The sequence below is a fragment of the Phycicoccus sp. Soil803 genome (assembly GCF_001429685.1).
Classification (GTDB): Bacteria; Actinomycetota; Actinomycetes; order Actinomycetales; family Dermatophilaceae; genus Pedococcus.
In genome coordinates this window covers 2,933,365-2,952,299 of the sequence record NZ_LMST01000001.1, presented here as the reverse complement: position 1 = coordinate 2,952,299, position 18,935 = coordinate 2,933,365, and the positions used below count along the sequence as shown (strand labels likewise).

23 protein-coding genes are annotated in these 18,935 nt (G+C 72.1%); 6 read left to right on the top strand and 17 right to left on the bottom strand.

Annotated features, from left to right (window positions below; genetic code table 11):
- Positions 1–101 precede the first annotated feature (101 nt).
- Positions 102–1,205 (bottom strand): sensor histidine kinase, encoded by a 1,104-nt coding sequence (locus ASG95_RS13575; protein ID WP_255358351.1) that lies wholly within the window; start codon positions 1,203–1,205, stop codon positions 102–104.
- Between the two features lie 84 nt (positions 1,206–1,289).
- Positions 1,290–1,724, bottom strand: coding sequence for a YkvA family protein (locus tag ASG95_RS13570; protein WP_369820382.1), 435 nt, complete (start codon positions 1,722–1,724; stop codon positions 1,290–1,292).
- 112 nt (positions 1,725–1,836) lie between these two features.
- Between ASG95_RS13570 and ASG95_RS13565 the strand changes: the two genes are divergently transcribed.
- The gene (locus ASG95_RS13565; protein WP_057377816.1) at positions 1,837–2,688 is read left to right on the top strand and encodes an arylamine N-acetyltransferase; all 852 of its coding nucleotides are present in this window, start codon (positions 1,837–1,839) and stop codon (positions 2,686–2,688) included.
- Here ASG95_RS13565 and ASG95_RS13560 read toward each other — a convergent pair.
- Positions 2,676–3,314, bottom strand: a complete 639-nt coding sequence (locus ASG95_RS13560) for a maleylpyruvate isomerase N-terminal domain-containing protein (RefSeq protein WP_057377815.1) — start codon at positions 3,312–3,314, stop codon at positions 2,676–2,678. The genes ASG95_RS13565 and ASG95_RS13560 overlap by 13 nt on opposite strands.
- 185 nt (positions 3,315–3,499) lie before the next feature.
- Between ASG95_RS13560 and ASG95_RS13555 the strand changes: the two genes are divergently transcribed.
- From ASG95_RS13555 to ASG95_RS13545, 3 genes are all read left to right on the top strand, one after another.
- Complete coding sequence (locus ASG95_RS13555; RefSeq protein ID WP_057377814.1) at positions 3,500–3,967, top strand: DUF4396 domain-containing protein; 468 nt, start codon at positions 3,500–3,502, stop codon at positions 3,965–3,967.
- Between the two features lie 20 nt (positions 3,968–3,987).
- Entirely contained in the window at positions 3,988–4,650 is a 663-nt protein-coding gene (locus ASG95_RS13550) for a lysoplasmalogenase (RefSeq protein WP_057377813.1), read from the top strand.
- 87 nt (positions 4,651–4,737) lie between these two features.
- Entirely contained in the window at positions 4,738–6,327 is a 1,590-nt protein-coding gene (locus tag ASG95_RS13545) for an NAD(P)/FAD-dependent oxidoreductase (protein ID WP_057377812.1), read from the top strand.
- On the opposite strand, the gene ASG95_RS13540 is transcribed toward ASG95_RS13545, so the two are convergent.
- From ASG95_RS13540 to ASG95_RS22095, 6 genes are all read right to left on the bottom strand, one after another.
- Positions 6,317–6,793: an SRPBCC family protein gene (locus tag ASG95_RS13540; RefSeq protein ID WP_057377811.1), complete on the bottom strand. Its 477-nt coding sequence runs from the start codon at positions 6,791–6,793 to the stop codon at positions 6,317–6,319. The genes ASG95_RS13545 and ASG95_RS13540 overlap by 11 nt on opposite strands.
- Positions 6,794–7,007: 214 nt before the next feature.
- On the bottom strand, positions 7,008–7,586 hold the full coding sequence (locus ASG95_RS13535) for a DUF3618 domain-containing protein (RefSeq protein ID WP_057377810.1): 579 nt from the start codon (positions 7,584–7,586) through the stop codon (positions 7,008–7,010).
- Positions 7,583–8,002: a phage holin family protein gene (locus ASG95_RS13530; protein ID WP_057377809.1), complete on the bottom strand. Its 420-nt coding sequence runs from the start codon at positions 8,000–8,002 to the stop codon at positions 7,583–7,585. Before ASG95_RS13530 ends, ASG95_RS13535 begins: the two co-directional genes overlap by 4 nt.
- Entirely contained in the window at positions 7,999–8,835 is an 837-nt protein-coding gene (locus ASG95_RS13525) for a hypothetical protein (protein ID WP_157582077.1), read from the bottom strand. The genes ASG95_RS13530 and ASG95_RS13525 overlap by 4 nt, the downstream gene beginning before the upstream one ends.
- A gap of 105 nt (positions 8,836–8,940) precedes the next feature.
- Positions 8,941–9,825: a DUF72 domain-containing protein gene (locus ASG95_RS13520; protein ID WP_235543870.1), complete on the bottom strand. Its 885-nt coding sequence runs from the start codon at positions 9,823–9,825 to the stop codon at positions 8,941–8,943.
- Between the two features lie 4 nt (positions 9,826–9,829).
- The gene (locus ASG95_RS22095; protein ID WP_057377806.1) at positions 9,830–10,093 is read right to left on the bottom strand and encodes a hypothetical protein; all 264 of its coding nucleotides are present in this window, start codon (positions 10,091–10,093) and stop codon (positions 9,830–9,832) included.
- Positions 10,094–10,440: 347 nt separating this feature from the next.
- Here ASG95_RS22095 and ASG95_RS13510 point away from each other — a divergent pair, with 347 nt between their 5' ends.
- Both ASG95_RS13510 and ASG95_RS13505 read left to right on the top strand, forming a co-directional pair.
- The gene (locus tag ASG95_RS13510; RefSeq protein ID WP_056922748.1) at positions 10,441–11,190 is read left to right on the top strand and encodes a histidine phosphatase family protein; all 750 of its coding nucleotides are present in this window, start codon (positions 10,441–10,443) and stop codon (positions 11,188–11,190) included.
- Positions 11,187–12,077: an NAD(P)H-hydrate dehydratase gene (locus ASG95_RS13505; RefSeq protein ID WP_057377805.1), complete on the top strand. Its 891-nt coding sequence runs from the start codon at positions 11,187–11,189 to the stop codon at positions 12,075–12,077. The genes ASG95_RS13510 and ASG95_RS13505 overlap by 4 nt, the downstream gene beginning before the upstream one ends.
- A 30-nt stretch (positions 12,078–12,107) precedes the next feature.
- Here the strand turns inward: ASG95_RS13505 and ASG95_RS13500 are convergent, their stop codons facing one another.
- From ASG95_RS13500 to ASG95_RS13465, 8 genes are all read right to left on the bottom strand, one after another.
- Entirely contained in the window at positions 12,108–12,953 is an 846-nt protein-coding gene (locus ASG95_RS13500) for a glycosyltransferase family 2 protein (RefSeq protein ID WP_057377804.1), read from the bottom strand.
- Positions 12,950–13,972 carry a glycosyltransferase gene (locus tag ASG95_RS13495; protein ID WP_057377803.1) on the bottom strand — a complete coding sequence of 341 codons (1,023 nt, stop codon included), beginning with the start codon at positions 13,970–13,972 and terminating at the stop codon, positions 12,950–12,952. Before ASG95_RS13495 ends, ASG95_RS13500 begins: the two co-directional genes overlap by 4 nt.
- On the bottom strand, positions 13,969–15,036 hold the full coding sequence (locus ASG95_RS13490) for a glycosyltransferase family 4 protein (RefSeq protein ID WP_057377802.1): 1,068 nt from the start codon (positions 15,034–15,036) through the stop codon (positions 13,969–13,971). The genes ASG95_RS13495 and ASG95_RS13490 overlap by 4 nt, the downstream gene beginning before the upstream one ends.
- Positions 15,024–16,109, bottom strand: coding sequence for a glycosyltransferase (locus ASG95_RS13485; RefSeq protein ID WP_200961917.1), 1,086 nt, complete (start codon positions 16,107–16,109; stop codon positions 15,024–15,026). The genes ASG95_RS13490 and ASG95_RS13485 overlap by 13 nt, the downstream gene beginning before the upstream one ends.
- Before the next feature lie 141 nt (positions 16,110–16,250).
- Complete coding sequence (locus ASG95_RS13480) at positions 16,251–16,958, bottom strand: GAF and ANTAR domain-containing protein (protein ID WP_056922675.1); 708 nt, start codon at positions 16,956–16,958, stop codon at positions 16,251–16,253.
- Positions 16,959–17,038: 80 nt separating this feature from the next.
- The gene (locus ASG95_RS13475) at positions 17,039–17,683 is read right to left on the bottom strand and encodes a DUF1989 domain-containing protein (protein WP_056922676.1); all 645 of its coding nucleotides are present in this window, start codon (positions 17,681–17,683) and stop codon (positions 17,039–17,041) included.
- Complete coding sequence (gene gntA / locus ASG95_RS13470) at positions 17,680–18,414, bottom strand: guanitoxin biosynthesis heme-dependent pre-guanitoxin N-hydroxylase GntA (RefSeq protein ID WP_057377800.1); 735 nt, start codon at positions 18,412–18,414, stop codon at positions 17,680–17,682. The genes ASG95_RS13475 and gntA overlap by 4 nt, the downstream gene beginning before the upstream one ends.
- Positions 18,415–18,417: 3 nt before the next feature.
- Positions 18,418–18,915: a hemerythrin domain-containing protein gene (locus ASG95_RS13465; protein ID WP_056922678.1), complete on the bottom strand. Its 498-nt coding sequence runs from the start codon at positions 18,913–18,915 to the stop codon at positions 18,418–18,420.
- Positions 18,916–18,935 lie beyond the last annotated feature (20 nt).

The following is an 18,935-nucleotide window of genomic DNA, read 5'->3' as shown; positions in this document are numbered from 1 at the left end:
CTTCGGGTGGGTGGCTTCCCGCCCTCACCTTCGATGGTGAGGTACCCCGTCGCCACACGCCATAGCCCATCCGTGTCATCTGTCGTCGACGAGCGCGTCGACTAGAGCCAGGCGTGGATGCGCACCGTGGTGCCGACCTTGCCGGACCGGACCTGCACCAGGTCGCAGAGCTGGTTGGCCATCCACAGTCCGTGGCCGAGCTCGTCCGCCGACGCGGGTGGGAGCCTTCCCTCCATCGGGTTGACGATGCGGCCGACTCCGCGCACCTCGCAAACCAGCGCGTGGTGCTCCTCCCAGATCCGGAGTTCGCTGGCCCCGCGACCGTGCCGCACGCTGTTGACGGCCACCTCGTGGACGCCGAGGACGAGGTCGTCGGTCCGCTCGGTGTCCAAACCCACGGACGACGCGTGGGCCCGGACGTCGGCGCGGACGTCCGCGTAGTCGTCAGCGCCGAACGAGCGGTGCGAGACCACCACCTGCACCTGGGTTCGCGGCAGCTCGGCCTTGAACATCTTCCGCAGGTGGTGCACCCCGCCGTAGGTGGTGCTGCCCCGGTGGGTCTCGACGTCGACCACCACGGGGTGGGACCGGTGGGCCTCCTCCAGCACGTCCTCCGGCAGGGTGGCGGTGTCGTAGGGGCACAGCAGCCACAACGGGGTGTCCGTGTCCACAGCCATGTTGAGCAGTGCCTCGTGCATCTGGCACTCGGCGAGCTCAGCCATCCGCCGGCCGTGCCAGATCGGCTCGCCGATGCCGCGCACGGGGCGACCGGGGTGCTGGTCGGTGAAGGCGCGCCACGCCGGGATGATCCGCGCCGGGTTCGCGCCCAGGCGCTCCATGTCGACGAACCTGACCGCGTCCGCTTCGCCGTCCAGCGCGTCGCGCAGCACGTCGATCCGGCCCGGGGTGACCGCCACCATCACTGCCTGACCGGCCTCGAGACCTTCCCGGATGAACGGCACGGTCCCGGCGACGAACTGGTCGTCCCCCTCCCAGAAGAACGCCTCGTGGCGATAGCCGTCGTGAGTGCGGTACCTGCCCGCGCCGGCCCCACCCGGCCCAGCAGTAGAGTCCCGCGCCCAAGCTGGAGCGGTGCCACCATTGGCTCTCTGGTGTGACGTGGGCGCCCCCCTTCGGAGAAGGTCACCGCGGCAGTGCGGTGAACCGGCGTGCCAGACGTCCTCACCCGAGGCTACGCCTGAAATGCGAGGTTGAACCCACCTGATCTCACGGAAAACTGCAGGTCACAGCCGAGAACTGCGATGAGCGCCCGCATCGGTCCCCGGGCGTCAGCGCTGCGGTTGCGGCCCGCGCAGCCCTGCCACACGACACACGGCGGCCAAGCCCTCCGGGGTGCCGCGCCAGTGCCGCTCGAGGGCGCCCATCCCCGCGTGACGGACCACGGCGCGCAGCCCGGCCGCGACGATCACGACGTCGTCTGCGTACCCGATCACCGGGATGAAGTCGGGCACCAGGTCGAACGGCATCGCCAGGTACGCCAGCAGGAGCCAGAGCCGCAGCCGGACCCCACGAGGCAGGGTCGAGTCGGTGGCGAGCCGCCGGAGCAGGTGGATCACGTCGGGCAGGAGTCGCAGCGCGTCTCGCACGCCGAGGTCGTCGGGTCGGCCGACCCACAGGGCGACCAGCAGTCCGGCCCACAGCAGGAGCAGCCCCCCGGCGAGGCCCACCGCCATCGACCACCACGACCAGTCCATGCGCGTCATCCTCGCATCCACGGCAGGCGGATGGCTGGGCGACGGGAGCCGTCCCATCGGTGCCGGGGTCGTCGTGCGACGATGCTGCGATGAGCGTGGGGTTCGACGAGGAGGTCAGGTCGTGACCGCGGGAGCATCCCCCGCGTCAGGGGTGGACGTCGCGGCCTATCTCGCCCGGGTGGGCGCGCAGGTGGAGTCTCCCGACCTGGCCGGGCTGCAGCGACTGCACGAGGCACACGTCCGCACCTTCACGTTCGACAACATCGACGTCCTGCTCGACCAGCACCCGGGCGTCGAGCTGCCTGACGTGCAGGCCAAGTTCGTGGGCCGTGGGCGCGGTGGCTACTGCTTCGAGCACGCCACCCTGTTCGCCGCCGTGCTCGACGCGCTGGGCTACGAGGTGGTGCGCATGCTCGCCCGGGTGGGTGACGTGACGGCGTCAGCCCGGACGCACTGCGTGGTGGCGGTGCGGCTCGACGGCACGCGGTGGCTGTCCGACCCGGGGTTCGGGCTGAGCCTGATGCACCCGATCCGGCTGGAGGACGGCGCGCGGGAGGACCACCGCGGGTGGGCCTACCGCATGGTCCGGGTCGACGGTGGCGCGAGCGGCCCCACCTGGGAGCTGCAGCGCCAGCGGGACGGCGCGTGGGAGCTGATGCACACCACCGACGAGCTGCCCGTGCAGCAGGCGGACGTGCGGTCCGGCCACCACTTCACAAGCACCTACCCCACCTCCCACTTCCGGCACGGCCTGATGCTGACCCGCCACCTGCCCGACCGACACGTGGCAGTCACGCACGAGACGCTGACCGTGCGGCGACCGGGAGAGCCCACCGAGCACCGTGACCTGGCCGAGGGTGAGCTGGAGTCGCTCCTCGACGAGCTCCGGGTCGGCCTGACCTCCGACGAGACCGAACGCCTGCTCGCCGTCGTGGGACAGCTGCGAACCGGCCGGGACGCTCAGTCGCCGTAGGTCGCGCGCACCGTCGAGTCCCAGCGCCAGTGCCCTTCGCGGTTGTCCTCGGTGCGGTGGGTGGCGGCGAGGAAGTCGTGCCAGCCGTCGTCCGTGCGCGTGGCGCCGGGAAAGAGCCGGTTGAGGACGCGGTGGCAGAGGTCGCCGTCGATGCGGAACTCGAGGTCGTGCGCGGTCAGCACGTCCCAGGCGTGCGCGGCCCCCTCGACGATGCCCATGGCGGCGAAACCGGAGGCATCGGCGTTCCCGCACCCGTGGTAGCCGACGTGGCCCGGGGGAGCGGTGGCCGTGACCGCGACGAGGAGACCTCCGGCCGCGTCGACGCAGCGGACGATGGCCGCGGTCCCCTTGGCCGGGTCCGGCCACACCAGGTTCGGCGGAGTCGTGGGCTGCCACTGCGGCGGGTCGACGAACGGGGTGTAGCCGTCCACGTAGACCTCGCGCCCTGACAGGTTCATCGCGTAGGCGGCGAAGTCGTCGATGAGGTGCGCGGCCGTGTCGCGACAGTCCCAGGTGAGGCCGTGGGCCGGGCGCGTCCACCCGTCGTCGGGCACCTGGGCGAAGCCGGCCATGACGGCGTCGACCACGGTCCGGAGGTCCTCGGGGGTCGAGACGGGTGCGCTCATGCCGGCGAGCCTAGGCGGCAGCCCCGACACCGGCGGTCCGCGCCTCAGGAAAGCGGCCAACTGCCCGGTTCCACGCGGCATACCCGCTCGCACGCACGGGAAAGCGGGCGATTGGCCGGTTCTTCCGGGCGACCACCTCAGCGGGCGACGGAATATACCCCGAGGGGGTACGGGTTGGCCCCGTCATGAGCACTCACCCGCACGGCCACCTGACCGAGTCCCTGTGGCGCCAGGCGATCAGCGCCACCCTCCACTGCCTCACCGGCTGCGCCATCGGCGAGGTGCTCGGCATGGTGATCGGCTCCGCGCTGGGGTGGGGCTCGGTCGCCACGGTGGTCCTGTCGGTCGCGCTCGCCTTCGTCTTCGGCTACTCCCTGACGATGCGCCCCGTCCTGCGGGCCGGACTGCCCCTGGCCGCGGCCCTCGGCGTGGCGTTCGCGTCCGACACCGTGTCGATCTCGGTGATGGAGGTGGTCGACAACGCGTTCGTCGTGGCCGTCCCCGGCGCGATGGAGGCCGGGCTGGCGAGCGGGCTGTTCTGGGGCACGCTGGCCGCGTCGCTGGCCATCGCGTTCGTCGTCACCGTGCCGGTGAACCGGTGGCTGATCGCCCGTGGTCGGGGTCACGCCGTGATGCACGACTACCACCACTGACCGTCTGTCACGCTGGGGGCGTGTCCGCCGCCGCCCTCACCAGCCTCGCCGCCGTGGCGCTGGTCGCGCCGCTGAACTGGTGGTCCGTCGCCATCCGTGGCCGTCGCCGCGAGTGGGTGTCCAAGCCGCTCGTCCTGGTCCTCCTGGTCATCACCGCGTGGGTGGGCGGAGCGACCGACTCGGCCGCCGGCTGGTGGCTGCTCGTGGCGCTGGGCCTGAGCCTGGCCGGTGACGTCGCCCTGCTGTCGGAGAGCCAGTCCAGGTTCGTGGTCGGGCTCGCCAGCTTCCTGCTGGCCCACGTCGCCTTCGTGGTCGCCTTCGCCCACCTCGGTATGCCGCGTGCCTCCCTCGCGCTCGTCGGGCTCGCCCTGGTCGTGGGGCTGGCTGCCGTGGTGGGACGTCGCGTCGTCCCGGCCGCCTGGCGCGAAGGGGGACCGGCGCTGGGAGGCGCCGTCACGGCATACATGGGCGTCATCGGGGTGATGGTGGTCTCGGCCTGGGCGACCGGGCACCTCCTGGTGGCGCTCGGGGCCACGGTCTTCATGGTCAGCGACGCGATCCTGGCGATGGACCGGTTCGTGCGGGGGCGGCGGTTCGGGGCGCTCGCGGTGATGGTGACCTACCACCTCGCCCAGGTGCTGCTGGTGGTCGGCGTCCTGCAGGCACTCGGGACCCTGACCTGACGGGCGAGGGGGTCGGACGGCGCCCGTCGTCGGTCGGTGACAGAGTGGTGACACCGCCCGGACCTGCAGCGAAAGGACCGAACGCCCGTGAGCAGTGTGGACGCCGTCGTCATAGGTGCAGGGCCCAACGGCCTGGTCGCCGCCAACGCCCTGGCCGATGCCGGCTGGGACGTCGTGCTCGTCGAGCGCAACGACGAGGTCGGCGGTGCCGTGCGCAGCGCCGAGGTGACGGCACCCGGCTACGTCTCCGACCTGTTCAGTGCCTTCTACCCCCTGGCCGCCGCGAGCCCGATCATCCGCGACCTGCACCTCGAGGACCACGGCCTGGTCTGGCGCCGGGCCCCGCACGTGCTCGCCCACACGCTCGACGACGGCAGCGCCGCGCTGCTCTGCTCGCGCGCGGAGGACACGGCGGCCGGGCTCGAGGCCGAGGCGCCCGGTGACGGTGACGCCTGGCTGGAGCTGGTGCGCGGCTGGGACCGGATCCGCGACCCCCTGCTCGACGCGTTGTTCACCCCGTTCCCGCCGGTCGCGTCCGCGACCCGCATGGTGCGGCGGCTCGGTCTCGCCGACACCCTCGACTTCGCCAGGCTGGCCGTGACGCCGGTGCGTCGCCTGGCGCAGGAGCGGTTCCGGGGTCAGGGCGCCGGCCTGCTCCTCACCGGCAACGCCCTGCACAGCGACATCCCGCCCGACGCAGCGGGGAGCGGGATGTTCGGCTGGCTGCTGTGCATGCTGGGCCAGGACGTCGGTTTCCCGGTGCCCGAGGGCGGTGCCGGTGAGCTGGCGCAGGCGCTGCGTCGACGGGCCGAGAGCCGTGGCGTGCGCGTGCTGACCGGGACCCCTGTCACGGCGGTGACGACCGGCGGGGGACGCGCCACCGGCGTCCGGCTGGCCGACGGCACCCTCCTGCGAGCGACCAGGGCCGTCCTCGCGGACGTGCCCGCCACGACGCTGTACCGGGACCTGCTCGCCGACCACCCGCTGCCGGCTCGGCTGCAGCGCGACCTCGACCGGTTCCAGTGGGACAACGGCACCATCAAGGTGAACTGGGCGCTCGACCGACCCGTGCCGTGGACGGCCGACGCCGCCCGTGGCGCGGGGACGGTGCACCTCGGCGTCGACCAGGACGGCTTCGTCGACTTCGCCGCCGACCTGTCCGTAGGGCGCACGCCGGAGCGGCCGTTCCTGCTCTTCGGGCAGATGACGACGTCCGACCCGACCCGCTCTCCCGAGGGGACCGAGTCGGTCTGGGCCTACACCCACGTGCCGCACGACGAGTGGTCGGAGGATCAGCTCGCCGAGCACGTGGAGCGGATGGAGGTGGCGGTCGAGCGGGTGGCCCCGGGCTTCCGCGACAGCCAGGTCGCCCGGCACGTGCAGTCCCCGAGCGACCTCGAGTCGGAGAACCCCAACCTGGTCGGTGGAGCGATCAACGCCGGCACGGCAGGCCTGCACCAGCAGCTGGTGTTCCGACCCACCCCGGGCCTGGGGCGGCCCGAGACGCCGGTGCCGGGTCTCTACCTCGCCGGTGCGTCGGCGCATCCCGGGGGCGGGGTCCACGGCGCCTGCGGGTGGAACGCCGCCCGCGCGGCCCTCGGCGCCAACGGTCGGCTCACCGGCGGGGCCCGCAGGGTGCTCGCCCGCACGGCGTGGGACCGGCTGCTCAGGGGGTGAGGCCCTGCCGGTGCCGGCCCTCCGCCAGGTAGGCGAGCCGGCGTAGCGCCTCGACGTTCCGCGGGCCGATGGCGAGCTGTCGCAGCGGTTGGGGCATGAGCGTGCCGGGGCCGGTGACCGCATCCTCCGCCATCGCGACGGTGCACGTGTCGTCGCCCGCCGGGGTGACCGTGATGACGACCTCGGCCTCGCCCGCGGGCCAGCCCTTGGCCCTCAGCACGAGCTCGGTCGGCGGGATGCTGCGGAGCACATGGGTGGTGTCGCTGACGACGGCGGGCCACACCCCGAACGAGTGGTGGATCCGGGTGCCCTCGGCAGGCCAGCCCTCGTCGACGCCTCGGACCCGGGACGCGCCGACGACCCACGTGGCGTAGAACCAGCCGTCGGAGAGCACGTCCCACACCGCTTGGGCTGGGGCCTTGAACTCACGGGTGACGGTGACGACGCCCTTGTCGAGCTGCTCCATGTCAGGTCCTCTTCCGTAGGGAGTGGGTGGCTGCGGCGGCCGCGGCGCCGACGCCGACCACGGCTGCGGGCCCCATCCAGTGTCGACCCCAGCGCCTGCGGGCCGCGTCGCCGGTCAGTGCCTTCATCCGTATTTCCCCTGTGTGCCTACAGCTGCAGAGACGGCGAGGGGTGGGCTCCTGCACCCACCCCTCGCCGAGCCGGGTGGGCCGGAGCTACTGCGTGGCGCGGACCGTGTCGGCGGAGTCCTGCGCCTGGGACTTGACGTCCTCGGCGGTGCTCTGGCTCTCCTGGACGACGGTGTCCTTGGCGTCGGTCGCGGTCTCCTTGATGCTCTGGGCCGCCTGCTTGGCGGGCTCCTTGAGCTCCTGGGCGGTGTCCTGCGCCACGCTCTTGGCCTCGTCGACCAGCGGCTGCGCCTTGTCCTTCAGCGCGCTCGCCGCCTGCTTCTCCTTCTCGCTCGCGGGGAGCATGGAGCCGAGGAGCCACCCGGCGCCGAGGGCGATCAGGCCGGCGGCGAGGGGGTTCCCCCGCGTCTTGGTGCGCGCCTTCGTGGCCGCCGCACCGGGGGCGTGTCCCACGGCGGACGCCGCGTCGGAACCCGTGCCACGCAGGTCGTCGGCGGTGCCCATGACGTGGTCCTTGACCGACGTCGCGACGCCGGCCACCTTGTCCGCCTGACGCCGTGCGACGTTGGACGGGCTGACCGTCTCGGTGAGCGCGTTGACGTCGTCGCTCAGTCGGCCTCGGGTGTCCTCGATCTCACGACGGATCTCATCCGGGTTGTTCGTCATCGCTTGTCCTCGTTCCCTCTGAGCGCGTCCGGGATCTCCCGGGCCGTCTCGGTCGTCTGTGGAATTCCCTTGACCTGCTTGATCTCTCGTCGGCCGATGCTGGTCAGCACGGCTGCGATGACGGCCCAGACGAGCGCCACCACGAGGGCCGACCAGGCCCGGCCGATCTCGTTGCCGAGCCCCCACCAGAGGGTGATCGAGAGGAAGAGCAGGACGAAGTGGCCTGCCATTGCCGCGCCGCCGAGCATGCCCGCACCCTTGCCGGCCCTGGTGGCCGACTGGCGCAGCTCGGCCTTGGCCAGCTCGGTCTCCTGACGGATCAGGGTCGACAGGTCGCGGCTGATGTCGGCGAAGATGTCGCCCACATTGCTCAGCGACCGCGGCGGTGACTCGTCGAGCCGTGGGTCCTGGCTCATGCCGGGAAGGCGTCCGGGTCGGCGATGGCCGTCGGACGGGTGTCGGTGTGGGCGCTTGAAGTCCCGCCGGTGGTCCCGGTCCCGGTGGTGGTCCCGGTGGTCCCGGTCCCCGTGGTCCCCGTGGTCCCGGTGTGGGTGCCGCTGTAGGCGGCCGCGTTCGCGACGTGCTGGTCGTCCTCCGCTGCCTGGTCGTGGTGGTCGGCCACGAGACCGCGGCTCAACCGCCCGCCGACGACGCCGATGAGGGCTGCCGCGGCCAGGAACGTGCCGGGTCGCTGGCGGGCGAACTGCTTGACCTCGGTCACGAGAGAGCCGGGGTCGCGCTGGTCGAGCCAGCCTGCCACATCACCCATGCGCTGGGAGGCCTGCTGGGCGAGGTCGCTCGCGACGCCCTGCTGTTCGCTGCTGGTGGCCATGCCGGAGAGCTCCCGGCTCAGGGACCGCAGTCCCTCCGCCACCCGCGTCTGCTGCTGTGCGCTCTGGTCGAGGAGCTCGCTGCGCGTCTGCTGCCACAGCTGCTTGGCCTGCTGGCCGGTCTCCTGCACCACCTTCTTGGCTTCGTCCTTGCCGACCTCGGCGACGTGCTGCGCGCCGTCCTTGGCCTGCTGGCCCGTGGCAAGAGCCTCGTCCTTGGCGACCTGCTTCGTGTCGCTGTTGCTCAGGTCGCTGTTGCTCAGGTCGCTGGTGCTCGTGGGGCTGGAGCCGATGGGGCTGTCGGTGCCGTGGCTGTCGGTGCCATAGCTGTCGGTGCCCGACGCGGGGGAGACATCCACCGTGCCGAGCTCGCGGGTGGCGTCCTCAGGCGTACTTGTCGTTCCGTAGATGTCGCTCATGTCCATTCCTGTTCTGTCAACGAGTGCTGGACAGGCGGTCCTTCGCGACCGCCGGTAGAAGGGGGATGCCCGGTCCTGACCTGCGCAAACGTCGAAACGCCCGATTTATCGGATGGTCTCGGAATCGGCCTGCAGGAGGCCGAGCAGCGCCTTGGCGTCATGCGGGGCGTGCCCGCGCGCGTCGTTGTCGAAGTAGACGTGGACGTCGAGTCCCTGATCGGCCCACGCACGGGTCCTGCTCGCCCAGGCCTCCAGCGAGGCCGGCGAGTAGCCGCTGCGATAGAGCTCGGTGTCTCCGTGGAGGCGCACGTAGACCAGGTCGGAGGTGACGACGTCGAACTGCGGCCAGGTGCCGGCGCTGTCTGACAGCACCATGGCGATACCGTTGCGCTGCAACAGTTCTCGTGCTGGTGACGAGTGGAAGCTCTCGTGCCTGGGCTCGAGCGCGTGACGGATCGGAGCGTCGACGAGGGGAGCGGTCAGGGTGCGCGCCTCGTCGAGCTTGGCGTCGTGCGTCCTGGCGAGCGCACCCGCGTCGTCGGTGGTTCGGGGGAGCAGCCGGAAGAAGTCGCTGAGGAGCTGCTCGTCGAAGGGCAGGCTCGCGGGCAGCTGCCACAGCACCGGGCCCAGCTTGGCGCCGAGGGCGAGCACGCCGGAGGCGAAGAAGTTGGCCAGGGCCGGCTGCACGTCGACGAGGCGGCGCATGTGGGTGATGAACCGGCCACCCTTGACCGCGAAGACGAAGTCGTCCGGCACCTGCTCGGCCCAGGCGGCGTAGCTGGTCGGTCGCTGCAGCGAGTAGAAGGAGCCGTTGATCTCGACCGCGTTGAGCTGGCTGGCCAGGTGGGCGAGCTCGTCACGTTGGCGCAGCCCCACCGGGTAGAAGTCACCGCGCCACGAGGGGTAGCGCCAGCCGGACGTGCCGATGCGGATCTCTCCGCGCCGTGACGCCTGCACGGCGGGAGCCCGATCGCCCTGCGGCCGAGCCACTGGTTCAGGAGAGGGGTTCGATGCTGCCCAGCGACGGACCGTGCCCGGACGCCTCCAGGTGTCCGACGAGGTCCTCGAGCGACTGGAAGTCCCGGGTCCTGGGAGCGACTGAGAGGCGCCACCAGAGGTGGCTGGGTGCATGTCGCTCGATCAGCGTGGCGGCCAGCCGGTCGTGCGTGGCGGGGAAGCATCCCGGACCCAGGTAGGTGGCCAGCTCGTCGGACCAGCTCGAGTCGGGGTGGGTGATGGAACCGGTCGCGGTGGTCATGCGCGTCTCCTCGGGTGGCGTCGCACCCGGCCTGCCCCATGGTGCTTCCTCCACCGTTACCCGACCCGCCCGGATCCAAACGCGCACCACAGGTCGACGCGCCACCCGACCCGCGCTGTTGGAGCCGAGTGGCGCGCCTCAGGCAGCCCCTACCCCCGGGACGGCCGGGGAAACGGAGACGCGGCGGTGGGCGAGGTGGATCCGGCCGGCCCGGCTCCTCCCTCCCCCCGGCGACCGCGCTGGTTTGTCGGGGAGCCGACCGGGTAGCAGGCAGGAAGCAGGCACATCCACCGGACACGGGAGCGGCCCACGCGGCGCTCGCGAGGAGGGAGAGCTTCGTGCTCGACATGCAGCGACTCGGACCGGCCAGCCTGGTCCTGGTCCGTCACGCCGAGAGCATCGGCAACCTGGCGGACCGCGCGGCCCGGCAGGCCGGGTCCGCGCGGCTCGACCTGCAGGACCGTGACGCGGACGTCCCCCTCTCGGACACGGGGCGCGAGCAGGCGGACGCCCTGGGCCGGCACCTCAGGGACCTGGACGCGACCGCGAGGCCCACTGCGGTCGTGAGCTCGCCGTACCGACGGAGTGCGGACACCGCAGAGCTGGCGCTCGCCAAGGCTGGGCTCGCCACCTCGGTGATGCGGGACGAACGGCTGCGCGAGCGCGAGCTGGGGCTGTTCGACGGTCTCACCGGCACCGGGATCCGTGCCGAGTACGGCGACGAGGCGCGCCGGCGCGAACACCTCGGGAAGTTCTACTACCGTCCGCCCGGCGGTGAGAGCTGGTGTGACGTCGCCCTGCGGGTGCGGTCGTTCCTGAGCGACGTCGGCACCCGGCCGGCCACCGACCGGCTGTGGATCTTCACCCACCAGGCCGTGATCACCTGTTTCCGCTACGTGCTGGAGGGGATGGACGAGACCGCGGTGCTGGAGCTCGACCGCACGGTGGACGTCCCCAACGCCTCGACCACCACGTACCGACGCGGGCCGGCGGGCGTCCCAGAGCTCGTCGAGTACGCGTCGTCCGCGGTGGTGCAGGCGCGAGGCGCGACGCCGACGAAGGAACCGGAGCACGCAGGGCGGGGCAGCGCGTCGTGAGCCGCACCGTCCGTGACCTCGACGCAGCGCAGCTCCGTGCGTGGCCGCTTCCGGAACCGGAGGGGGGCAAGGAGGGCCGCGGTCGGGTGGTCGTCGTGGGAGGTAGCCGGCGCACCCCCGGGGCGGTGCTCCTGGCGGCTGAGGCGGCGATGCGAGCCGGGGCGGGCAAGCCCCAGGTCGCCACCGCGGAGAGCGTGGCCGTCGCCGTGAGCGTCGCCCTCCCCGAGGCGCTGGTGACCGCCCTTCCGGAGAGGGGGGACGGTGAGATCGCCGCTACGTCGGTCGACCAGGTCGTCGACCTGGCCGCCGGGTGCGACGCCCTGTTGCTGGGGCCCGGGCTCCTGTCGCCGGACGCGGCCAACGAGCTGCTTGAGGCGCTGGTGCCGCGACTGGACTGCCCGGTGGTGCTGGACGCGTTGGCCATGTCCTACCTGACCGAACACCCCGACGGGGTGGCCCACCTCCACGGGAGAGTCGTCCTGACACCCAACGACTCCGAGCTCGCCGAGACCCTTGGACTGGACGAGGCCGAGGTCGCGGACAGGGCAGCGGAGTGCTGCGCCGAGCTCGCGGACCGGTCCGGTGCCACGGTCGTCGCGGGTGGTGAGACCACCTACGTTGCAGCACCGCGGTCAGAGGTCGTCTGGCGCCACCCGGGAGTGCCCGGACTGGGGGTGGCCGGGTCGGGCGACGTGAAGGCCGGCGTGGTCGCCGGCCTCCTCGCCCGTGGCGTCCCGGCCGAGGGTGCTGCTGCCTGGGGCGCGGCGCTCCACCTCAAGGCTGGCAGGGCGGTCAGCGAGCACGAGGCGCCCCTGGGCTTCCTCGCGCGGGACGTGCTGCCCTGGATCCCGCACCTGATGGCGCAGCTGTCGTCGCCCGCGCACTGACGCACTCGTGCCGGGCGGCAACCGGTGGCGTCAGGTCTTGACGCGCCAGTGACCGGTGGCCGGGTCCAGCTCGGCGAGGTGGCGCGCCTCGAACTCGGCCAGCCAGCCCTCCATCGGGAACCAGCCCCAACGGTCCCGGAACACGTTGGCGTTGCGCACGATCGAGTGCAGGTGACGGACCGGAGGCACCTCACTGCCGTGGTGTTGGTGGTATGCCGCGGCGCCGCCGACCCAGAGCAGCTCACCGTGGGCGGCCGCGAGCCGCTGGCCGAAGTCGGTGTCCTCCGCCCCGTAGCCGGAGTAGGCCTCGTCGAAACCACCCAACGCCTCCCAGTCCGGCGTTGTCACGGCGAACGACAGCGACCAGAACAACCTGACGTCCGCTCCCGCCAGGACGGCGTCACGCACCGGTGCGGGACGGCTCGGGTGCGGCTCGGCACGCTCGGCCAGCCCGGGGAGGCGGTAGTCGCGCGGGTGCGCCACCGCTGGCAGGTAGCGCACCTCGCCGCAGGCCACCACAGGCGCTGACGCGAGGTCGGAAGCCAGCACGGCGGCATACCGCTCCACCGTCGTCGGCTCGGGGATGCAGTCGACGTCGAGGAAGACCAGCACCTCCGCCCCCGCCGCGACGGCGGCCTCGGCGCCGGCGTTGCGGGCGCGGGCCAGGGGCAGGTCGGCGGGGTCCGCCGGCAGCTCGACCACGAGGGCGTCCGGGTGCTGCTCGTGTGCCACGTCGGCGATGTCGGGGTCGCCCATGGCGACGACGACGTAGTCATCGGGTTGCTGGGTCTGCTGGAGCAGACCCCAGCCCTGTCCACGCAGGTGCTCGTGGCGACCGTGCGCGATGGTCACCACCGCGGTGCGTGGGCGGCTCATCCGCGCACCGGGACGGGGAGGCCGACGGTGCTCAGCCGGGTGGCCGCGTCTGCGGCGCCGTGGCCGGTCGACCACCGCGCCCACCCCGCTCCGCCCCGCGACAGCGCGAGCCGCAGCAGCCCCGGCCAGGCGTCGGCGGGCGGCCAGGCGTCACAGCCCACCGCGATCCCTTGTGCCTCGACCTGGCGGGCGGTGGCGCCCTGCTCGTCGAAGGGCCGTGGCTGCGCGACGACGACCGCCGGACGCCGGGCGGCGGCCACCTCCGCCACGGCGTTCTGACCGGCGTGCGTGACGACCACGTCCGCCTGCTGGAGCTGCTCCCAGAGGGGCGTGTCGGAGGGGACGCCGGGGGAGCGCTCGACCCAGGTCCAGGACGGCGTCGCCGCCCTGGCTGCCTCGAGGTCTGCGGCCGTGGTCGTCCGACCGCCGGCGCCCCAGAGCACCAGCACCGTGCCCCCATCGACGGGAGCGAGTGGGGGAGGCGGTGACGGCCGGAGGTGGTCGAACCGAGAGATGCCGCCGACGAACCACGCCTTCATGGCCCACTCGCTCGGCCACGAGGTGTCATGAGTCCCCTTGGGCCAGGGGGCGAGCAGCGCGTCGGCGGTGTCGTAGGCGAGGCGGTGGGCGCGGTCGCGGCGTTCGCCCGGCATGGCGACGACGACCGTCGGCACGCCACAGAGCCGCACGAGCAGCGCGACCTCGACGGAGACGTCCACGACGACTGCCCGGGGCTGGTGCTCGACGACCCAGGCCGTGATCTGGGCCGAGCGCCGCGCCAGCCCGGCATCTCCGCGGGGCACCCAGTGGAGGACCCCGTGCGCGCTCGGGTCGCCGTGCCGGGCAACGACGTCCGGGTCCTGGTCGTCGTCACGCGCGAGCTGGGTCCAGCCCGAGCTCCAGCCCTCTGGTGCCGGCGCGGAGCTGAGACCCCAGACCGGTTCGTCCAGCGCGGCGGCGACGCACTGCAGACGGGTCAGGTGGCCCACGCCCTGGTGGTGGGCGTAGTAGCCGATCACGCCGCCCGGCCGATGGTCGAGGTCAGCCGCACGTAGTGGGCGAGGTAGGCGTCGACCATGGCGTCCAGGGAACAGTCGCTCTCGGCGTGCTCCCGGCAGCGCTGCCGGTCCAGGGTGCAGACCCCGTCGACAGCCGCCGCGGCCGCGTCCACGTCGCCCGGCTCGACCAGCACCCCGCAGTGCGGAGCGACGAACTCGGGCAGCCCGCCCCGCCGGTAGCCCACCACGGGCGTCCCGCAGGCCAGCGACTCAGCGGCGACCAGCCCGTACGGCTCGTCCCATTCCGGCGTGACGACGAGGGCAGCGCTGGAGCCGACCAGGTCTCGCAGCGCCGGCACGTCCAGGTGCCCCAGGTAGTCGACCGTCGGTCCGAGCAGCGGCTCGACCTTCGACTGGAAGTAGTCAGCGTCGCCGACCGGGCCGGCGAGGCGCAGGTGGCGGCCACTGGCCAGCGCGATGCGGATCGCCTCGTGCGGCGCCTTCTCGGGCACGATGCGGCCGACCCAGACGAGCGCGTCGCCGCCGGGTCCGGGAGCCCAGACCGACGTGTCGACACCGTTGTGCACGACGGCGGCCGAGGTCACGTGCGCCCACTGCCGTGCGGTGTGGTGGCTCACGGCCACGAAGCGGCTGCGGCCCTGGTCCATCAGGCCGATGGTGGGCTCCAGCCAGGGCGTCGGGGGCGTGTGCAGCGTCGTGAGCATCGGGGCCGCGCAGGACTGGGCCAGGGCGAGGGGCAGGAAGTGCAGGCTGTTGTTGTGGATCACGTCGACGTCCGAGCGGTCGCGCAGCTCGAGCATCACCTGGAGGTAGGCGTGGTGTTCGCGCAGCCACGCTTCGGGAGGCATCGACACGTCGGAGCGGGCGAGCTCGCTGAGCTCGAGCGGACGCACGGTGAGCTCGCGGGCCCCAAGGGCCGGGTCGCTCCCCGGGCCGGCGAAGAGCGTCACGTCGACACCTCGCTCGCGCAGGCCCCGGACGAGCGCCCAGGTGAGCGACTCGAGCCCGCCGGCGAACGGCTGGCGGAGCGGGTGCCTCGCGGCGGCCAGGATCACGACGTGCATGCGAGCCTCCGAGCCAGTGCGGCCGCATAGACCTGCTCGTGCGCGCGGGCGACGTGGCGGCGTTCGGTGTGCCGCGTGGCCACCGACGCGCGCGGTGCGGTCCCGCCGGCCAGCCAGTTGGAGTGGGCCGTGCGCACGGCTGTGACGAGGGAGGTGGTGCGCTCGGGGCCGTCTGCGGCATAGCTCAGGCAGGGACGCTGCTCGGCGTAGAAGCCGCAGTCCGGAGCGGCGACCCAGGTGCCCAGGTCGTGTCCCGCCTCCAGCCAGCCCGAGTGGGTGCCGAACTGGTAGGGGAGCACGGAGACGTCGAGGCCCTGGAGGTAGCCCCAGAGCTCGTCGTCGCTGAAGTAGTCGTGCACCTTCAGCTCCAGCGCGCCACGCTCGGCCAGAGCGGTGAGCCGCGAAGCGAAGACCGGCTCGTGGCGCGGGAAACCGGCTGTCATGACGTCGGTGTGGGCGTCCACGCGGAGGCGGGCACCCGGCATACCCGGCATCGCCTGGACCAGCGCCTCGACGAGGGGCAGGGGGTCCATGTTGGCGCGCAGGCTCTTGGCGTGGAGCCCGACCACGAACGCCTCGCGCGGCGCGCGCGGACGGCGGAGCCACTCGTCAGGCACGACCTGGGGGTGGGGGAGGACGGTCGCGTCGCGACCCCACCGGGCCCGGATCGTCGCAGCCGCCCCGGGGGTGAGCGTGATCAGGGCGTCGGCTGCCGCCACGAGCACCCCCAGCTGCGCGTCGTGGAGCTCCGCAGCCTCGTGGTGGGGGTTGCGCAGGTCGTGCACAGTGAGGACGAGCGGCTTGTCGTGGCGGTGCAGGGCGTCGACGACGTCGCGCAGGTCGTCCGGCGACAGCGCGTCGAAGCCGAAGTGGACGTGCATCAGGTCGAAGTCGGCCGCGTGCTCGTCGACCCAGGCGCTCGTGAGCATGCGCGGCGGCCACCACGGCGAGTCGGGGGAGCTGTCTGCGGGCGGGTCGGGCAGACGCACCACGCGGGTGCGGTCGGGTGCGGGCGGCGACAGGTGCCGCACGTAGACGTGACCTGAGGGGACAGAGGCGACGACGAGGCTCAAGGCTGACCTTCGGAAAGGGGCGTCGAGCGCCATGGGCGACCCGACTGGGGCAGCAGGCGCATGGCTTGACCGGCTCTGGACTTCTCAGGTCAACGTAACCCGTCACGCCGACAATGGCGACCCCCTGTCGCCCCGGGTCGCTCAGGACAAGGTGGCGCGGTGGCTCTCGTTGATCTTCTCGGCCAGGGCAGCGAGCTTGGTGTTCGTGCGGCTCGAGGCGCTCCGGAGGATCTCGAAGGCCTCGGTGTCGCTGACCTGGTGGGCTGCCATCAGCAGACCGATCGCCTTTCCGATCTCGCGGTTGCTCTCAAGGCCCTTGCGGAGGTTCTCCGCAGTGGTCTGCCGCTCGGACGCCGCGAGCGACACGGAGGTGAAGGCGGCGAGGACGGCCCCGACGTCGACCGACTCCTTGGTGAGGGCGCCGGGGGTGTCGGAGAAGACGTTGAACGCGGCCCGGCTGCCGAGTCCGTCCATGAGCTGGTAGCCGATCATGCCGCGGACCGGGGTGCGCGCCAGGGTCAGCTCGGCCAGCCGCGGCCACTTCGAACCGGAGCTGATGTCGGAGTCGTGCTGGACGGAGTCCTCCACGATCGCATCCACACACGGTCCCTCATGTGCCTCGGACTCCAGTCGGTCCATCTGCCGTGCCACGTCGTCGGAGGCGGCGCGGGTCCGCAGCTGCTCGTTGGCGTCGAGGGTCGAGATGCACGCGTGGTCGGCCCCGGGGATGACGTCCACGGCCGTCTGGCAGATCGCTGTCAGGATCTCGTCAGAGCCTGACCCCGCGTACACGAGCTCGGCGAGGGCGGCGAAGGCCTCAGTGGCCTCGTGGGGGATGCGTGTCTCCATGGGGTCAGTATCACCCGAACCGCGCCCACCGGGTACAGCGTCCTCCACCAACCCCACCTGCGGCGTGGGCAGGTCGCCGGTCATGCGCCGGCCTGCGCTGACGCTGGGGCTGCCCCGACCCCCGTCTCGCGCTCCCGCGTCAGGGAGAACTCGATGGGCTTGCACACGCCCCCGTTGGACTTCTCGGCAGAGCAGGCCGTCAGCCCGACGTGCAGATCCATCTCGGCGCGCACCACGAACCGGTCTCCCGCGACGGACGTAGGAGGGTCGATGTGCAGCTCACCACCCGGCTCGGGCCACACGTTCATGAAGATGTTGAGGGTCGTCCCGATCTCGTCCGGTCGGACCCCGAAGGGCGCCAGTCCCGTCGACAGGTTCTCCAGGCAGCTCGGGTGGTAGGCGCCGTCGAACTCCGGGTAGAGCAGGTCGAAGGTGTCCTGGCTGCACGGTGTGAGCAGGAAGTCGTGCCGGCCGCAGGTGTCCTCGACCACCGTCAGCATCGGGCGGCTCCGGTTGCTGTAGAGGGTGTGACCCGTCGTGAGGAAGATCGTGTTGGCGTAGTCGATCGTCCGGCCGCTCGACAGCTTCTCGTCGTGGTCGTCTGCGGCGAAGCAGAACAGGTCGCTGACCTGTCCGCCCTGCGGATCGACGACAGTCAGCAGCTCGCCCGCCCGGAGCAGGAAACCGGTGCCGGTCTGCGGTGCCAAGGTCGTCGTCTCACTCACGGGGTCTCCTCGTCATCGAAGCTGGCCGGCGCCGCCCAGTCCTCGGGCACGGACCGCCCGGAGTACTGCCTGGCCTCGGAGCTCCGTCCGTGGTCGGCGACCATCGGGTTCAGAGACCCTTGGAGCTCTGCGTCGCGGCGCCTGATGGTGTCACGCATCCGCCCGAACCGGTCCGAGGCGCGAAGCTCCTCGAACTGCTCGTGCAGGTTGAAGACCAGGGTGGGCAACGGCGTGCGTCGGGCGATGCGGGACGACTGCGGGTGCAGACCGACGACGAAGAAGGCCGTTCCTCCGACGCTGAAGGCGAAGTGGGGGTTGTCGGGGTCGTCGGAGACCCGCGGGTCCCACGGCTGGCTGTCGGCTTCGTACAGCAGCTCCAGCTGTCGCCACAGGAGCGCCTCGAACTCGGGCTCGCCCGAGACCTCGGACGCCCGGAACACGGCGACGAGCGACGCGAAGCCGGCCGCGCGGTCGGTCTCCCGACCGAAGTCCGTCAGGGCGCGGAGCAGGGTCTGCGTGCTGGCCTCGGTGGCCAGCCGCTCGAGGACGACGACGGTGGCCCGGTCCCGGTTGAAGACCGAACGGGCGCCGAGGCACGGGTAGTCGGGGTGGAGCACCATCGACTCCAACGCCTCCGCGATCTCCTCGGGAGGGCTGGCGGCGTCGTGCGCGAGGGCAAGCTGGTCGAGCAGGTCCGGGAGATCCGGACCCGGGTGGGCGGGTTGGGCCACGTCTCAGGACACCACCGCGTCGACGGCCTTCGCGAGCGCGCTGGGCTGGGCGGGGGAACGAGGTGCCTTGCGCTTCGCCTCGAGCAGCTGGGCGCCGAGGTCACGGAGCTGGTTGCGCCCCAGTCCGTCGCGGACCTTCGGGAACCAGTCCTGCTCCTCCTCGTCCATGTGGTGCCGGACGTTCTCGATGAGCACGGTGGTCTTCGCCTCGAACCGCTCGTCGCCGGGCTTGAGAGCCGCGAGCTCCATCACGAGGACATCGGCGACGTGGTGCTCCTCGTACGACTCGAGCACGTCGTCCTCGAGCTGGGGCAGCAGGCGGCGCACCTCGGGGTACATCACCTCGTTCTCGATGTACGTGTGGACGGTCAGCAGCTCGATGACCTTCTTGACGATGGTCCCCTTGCGGGCCTTCGTGGTCGTGGACTTCTCGAACTCGCGGAAGAGGGCGCGGACCTCTTTGTGGTCGTCCTTGAGGATGACGATGGCGTCGCTGGACATGGGGACTCCTGAAGTGAATG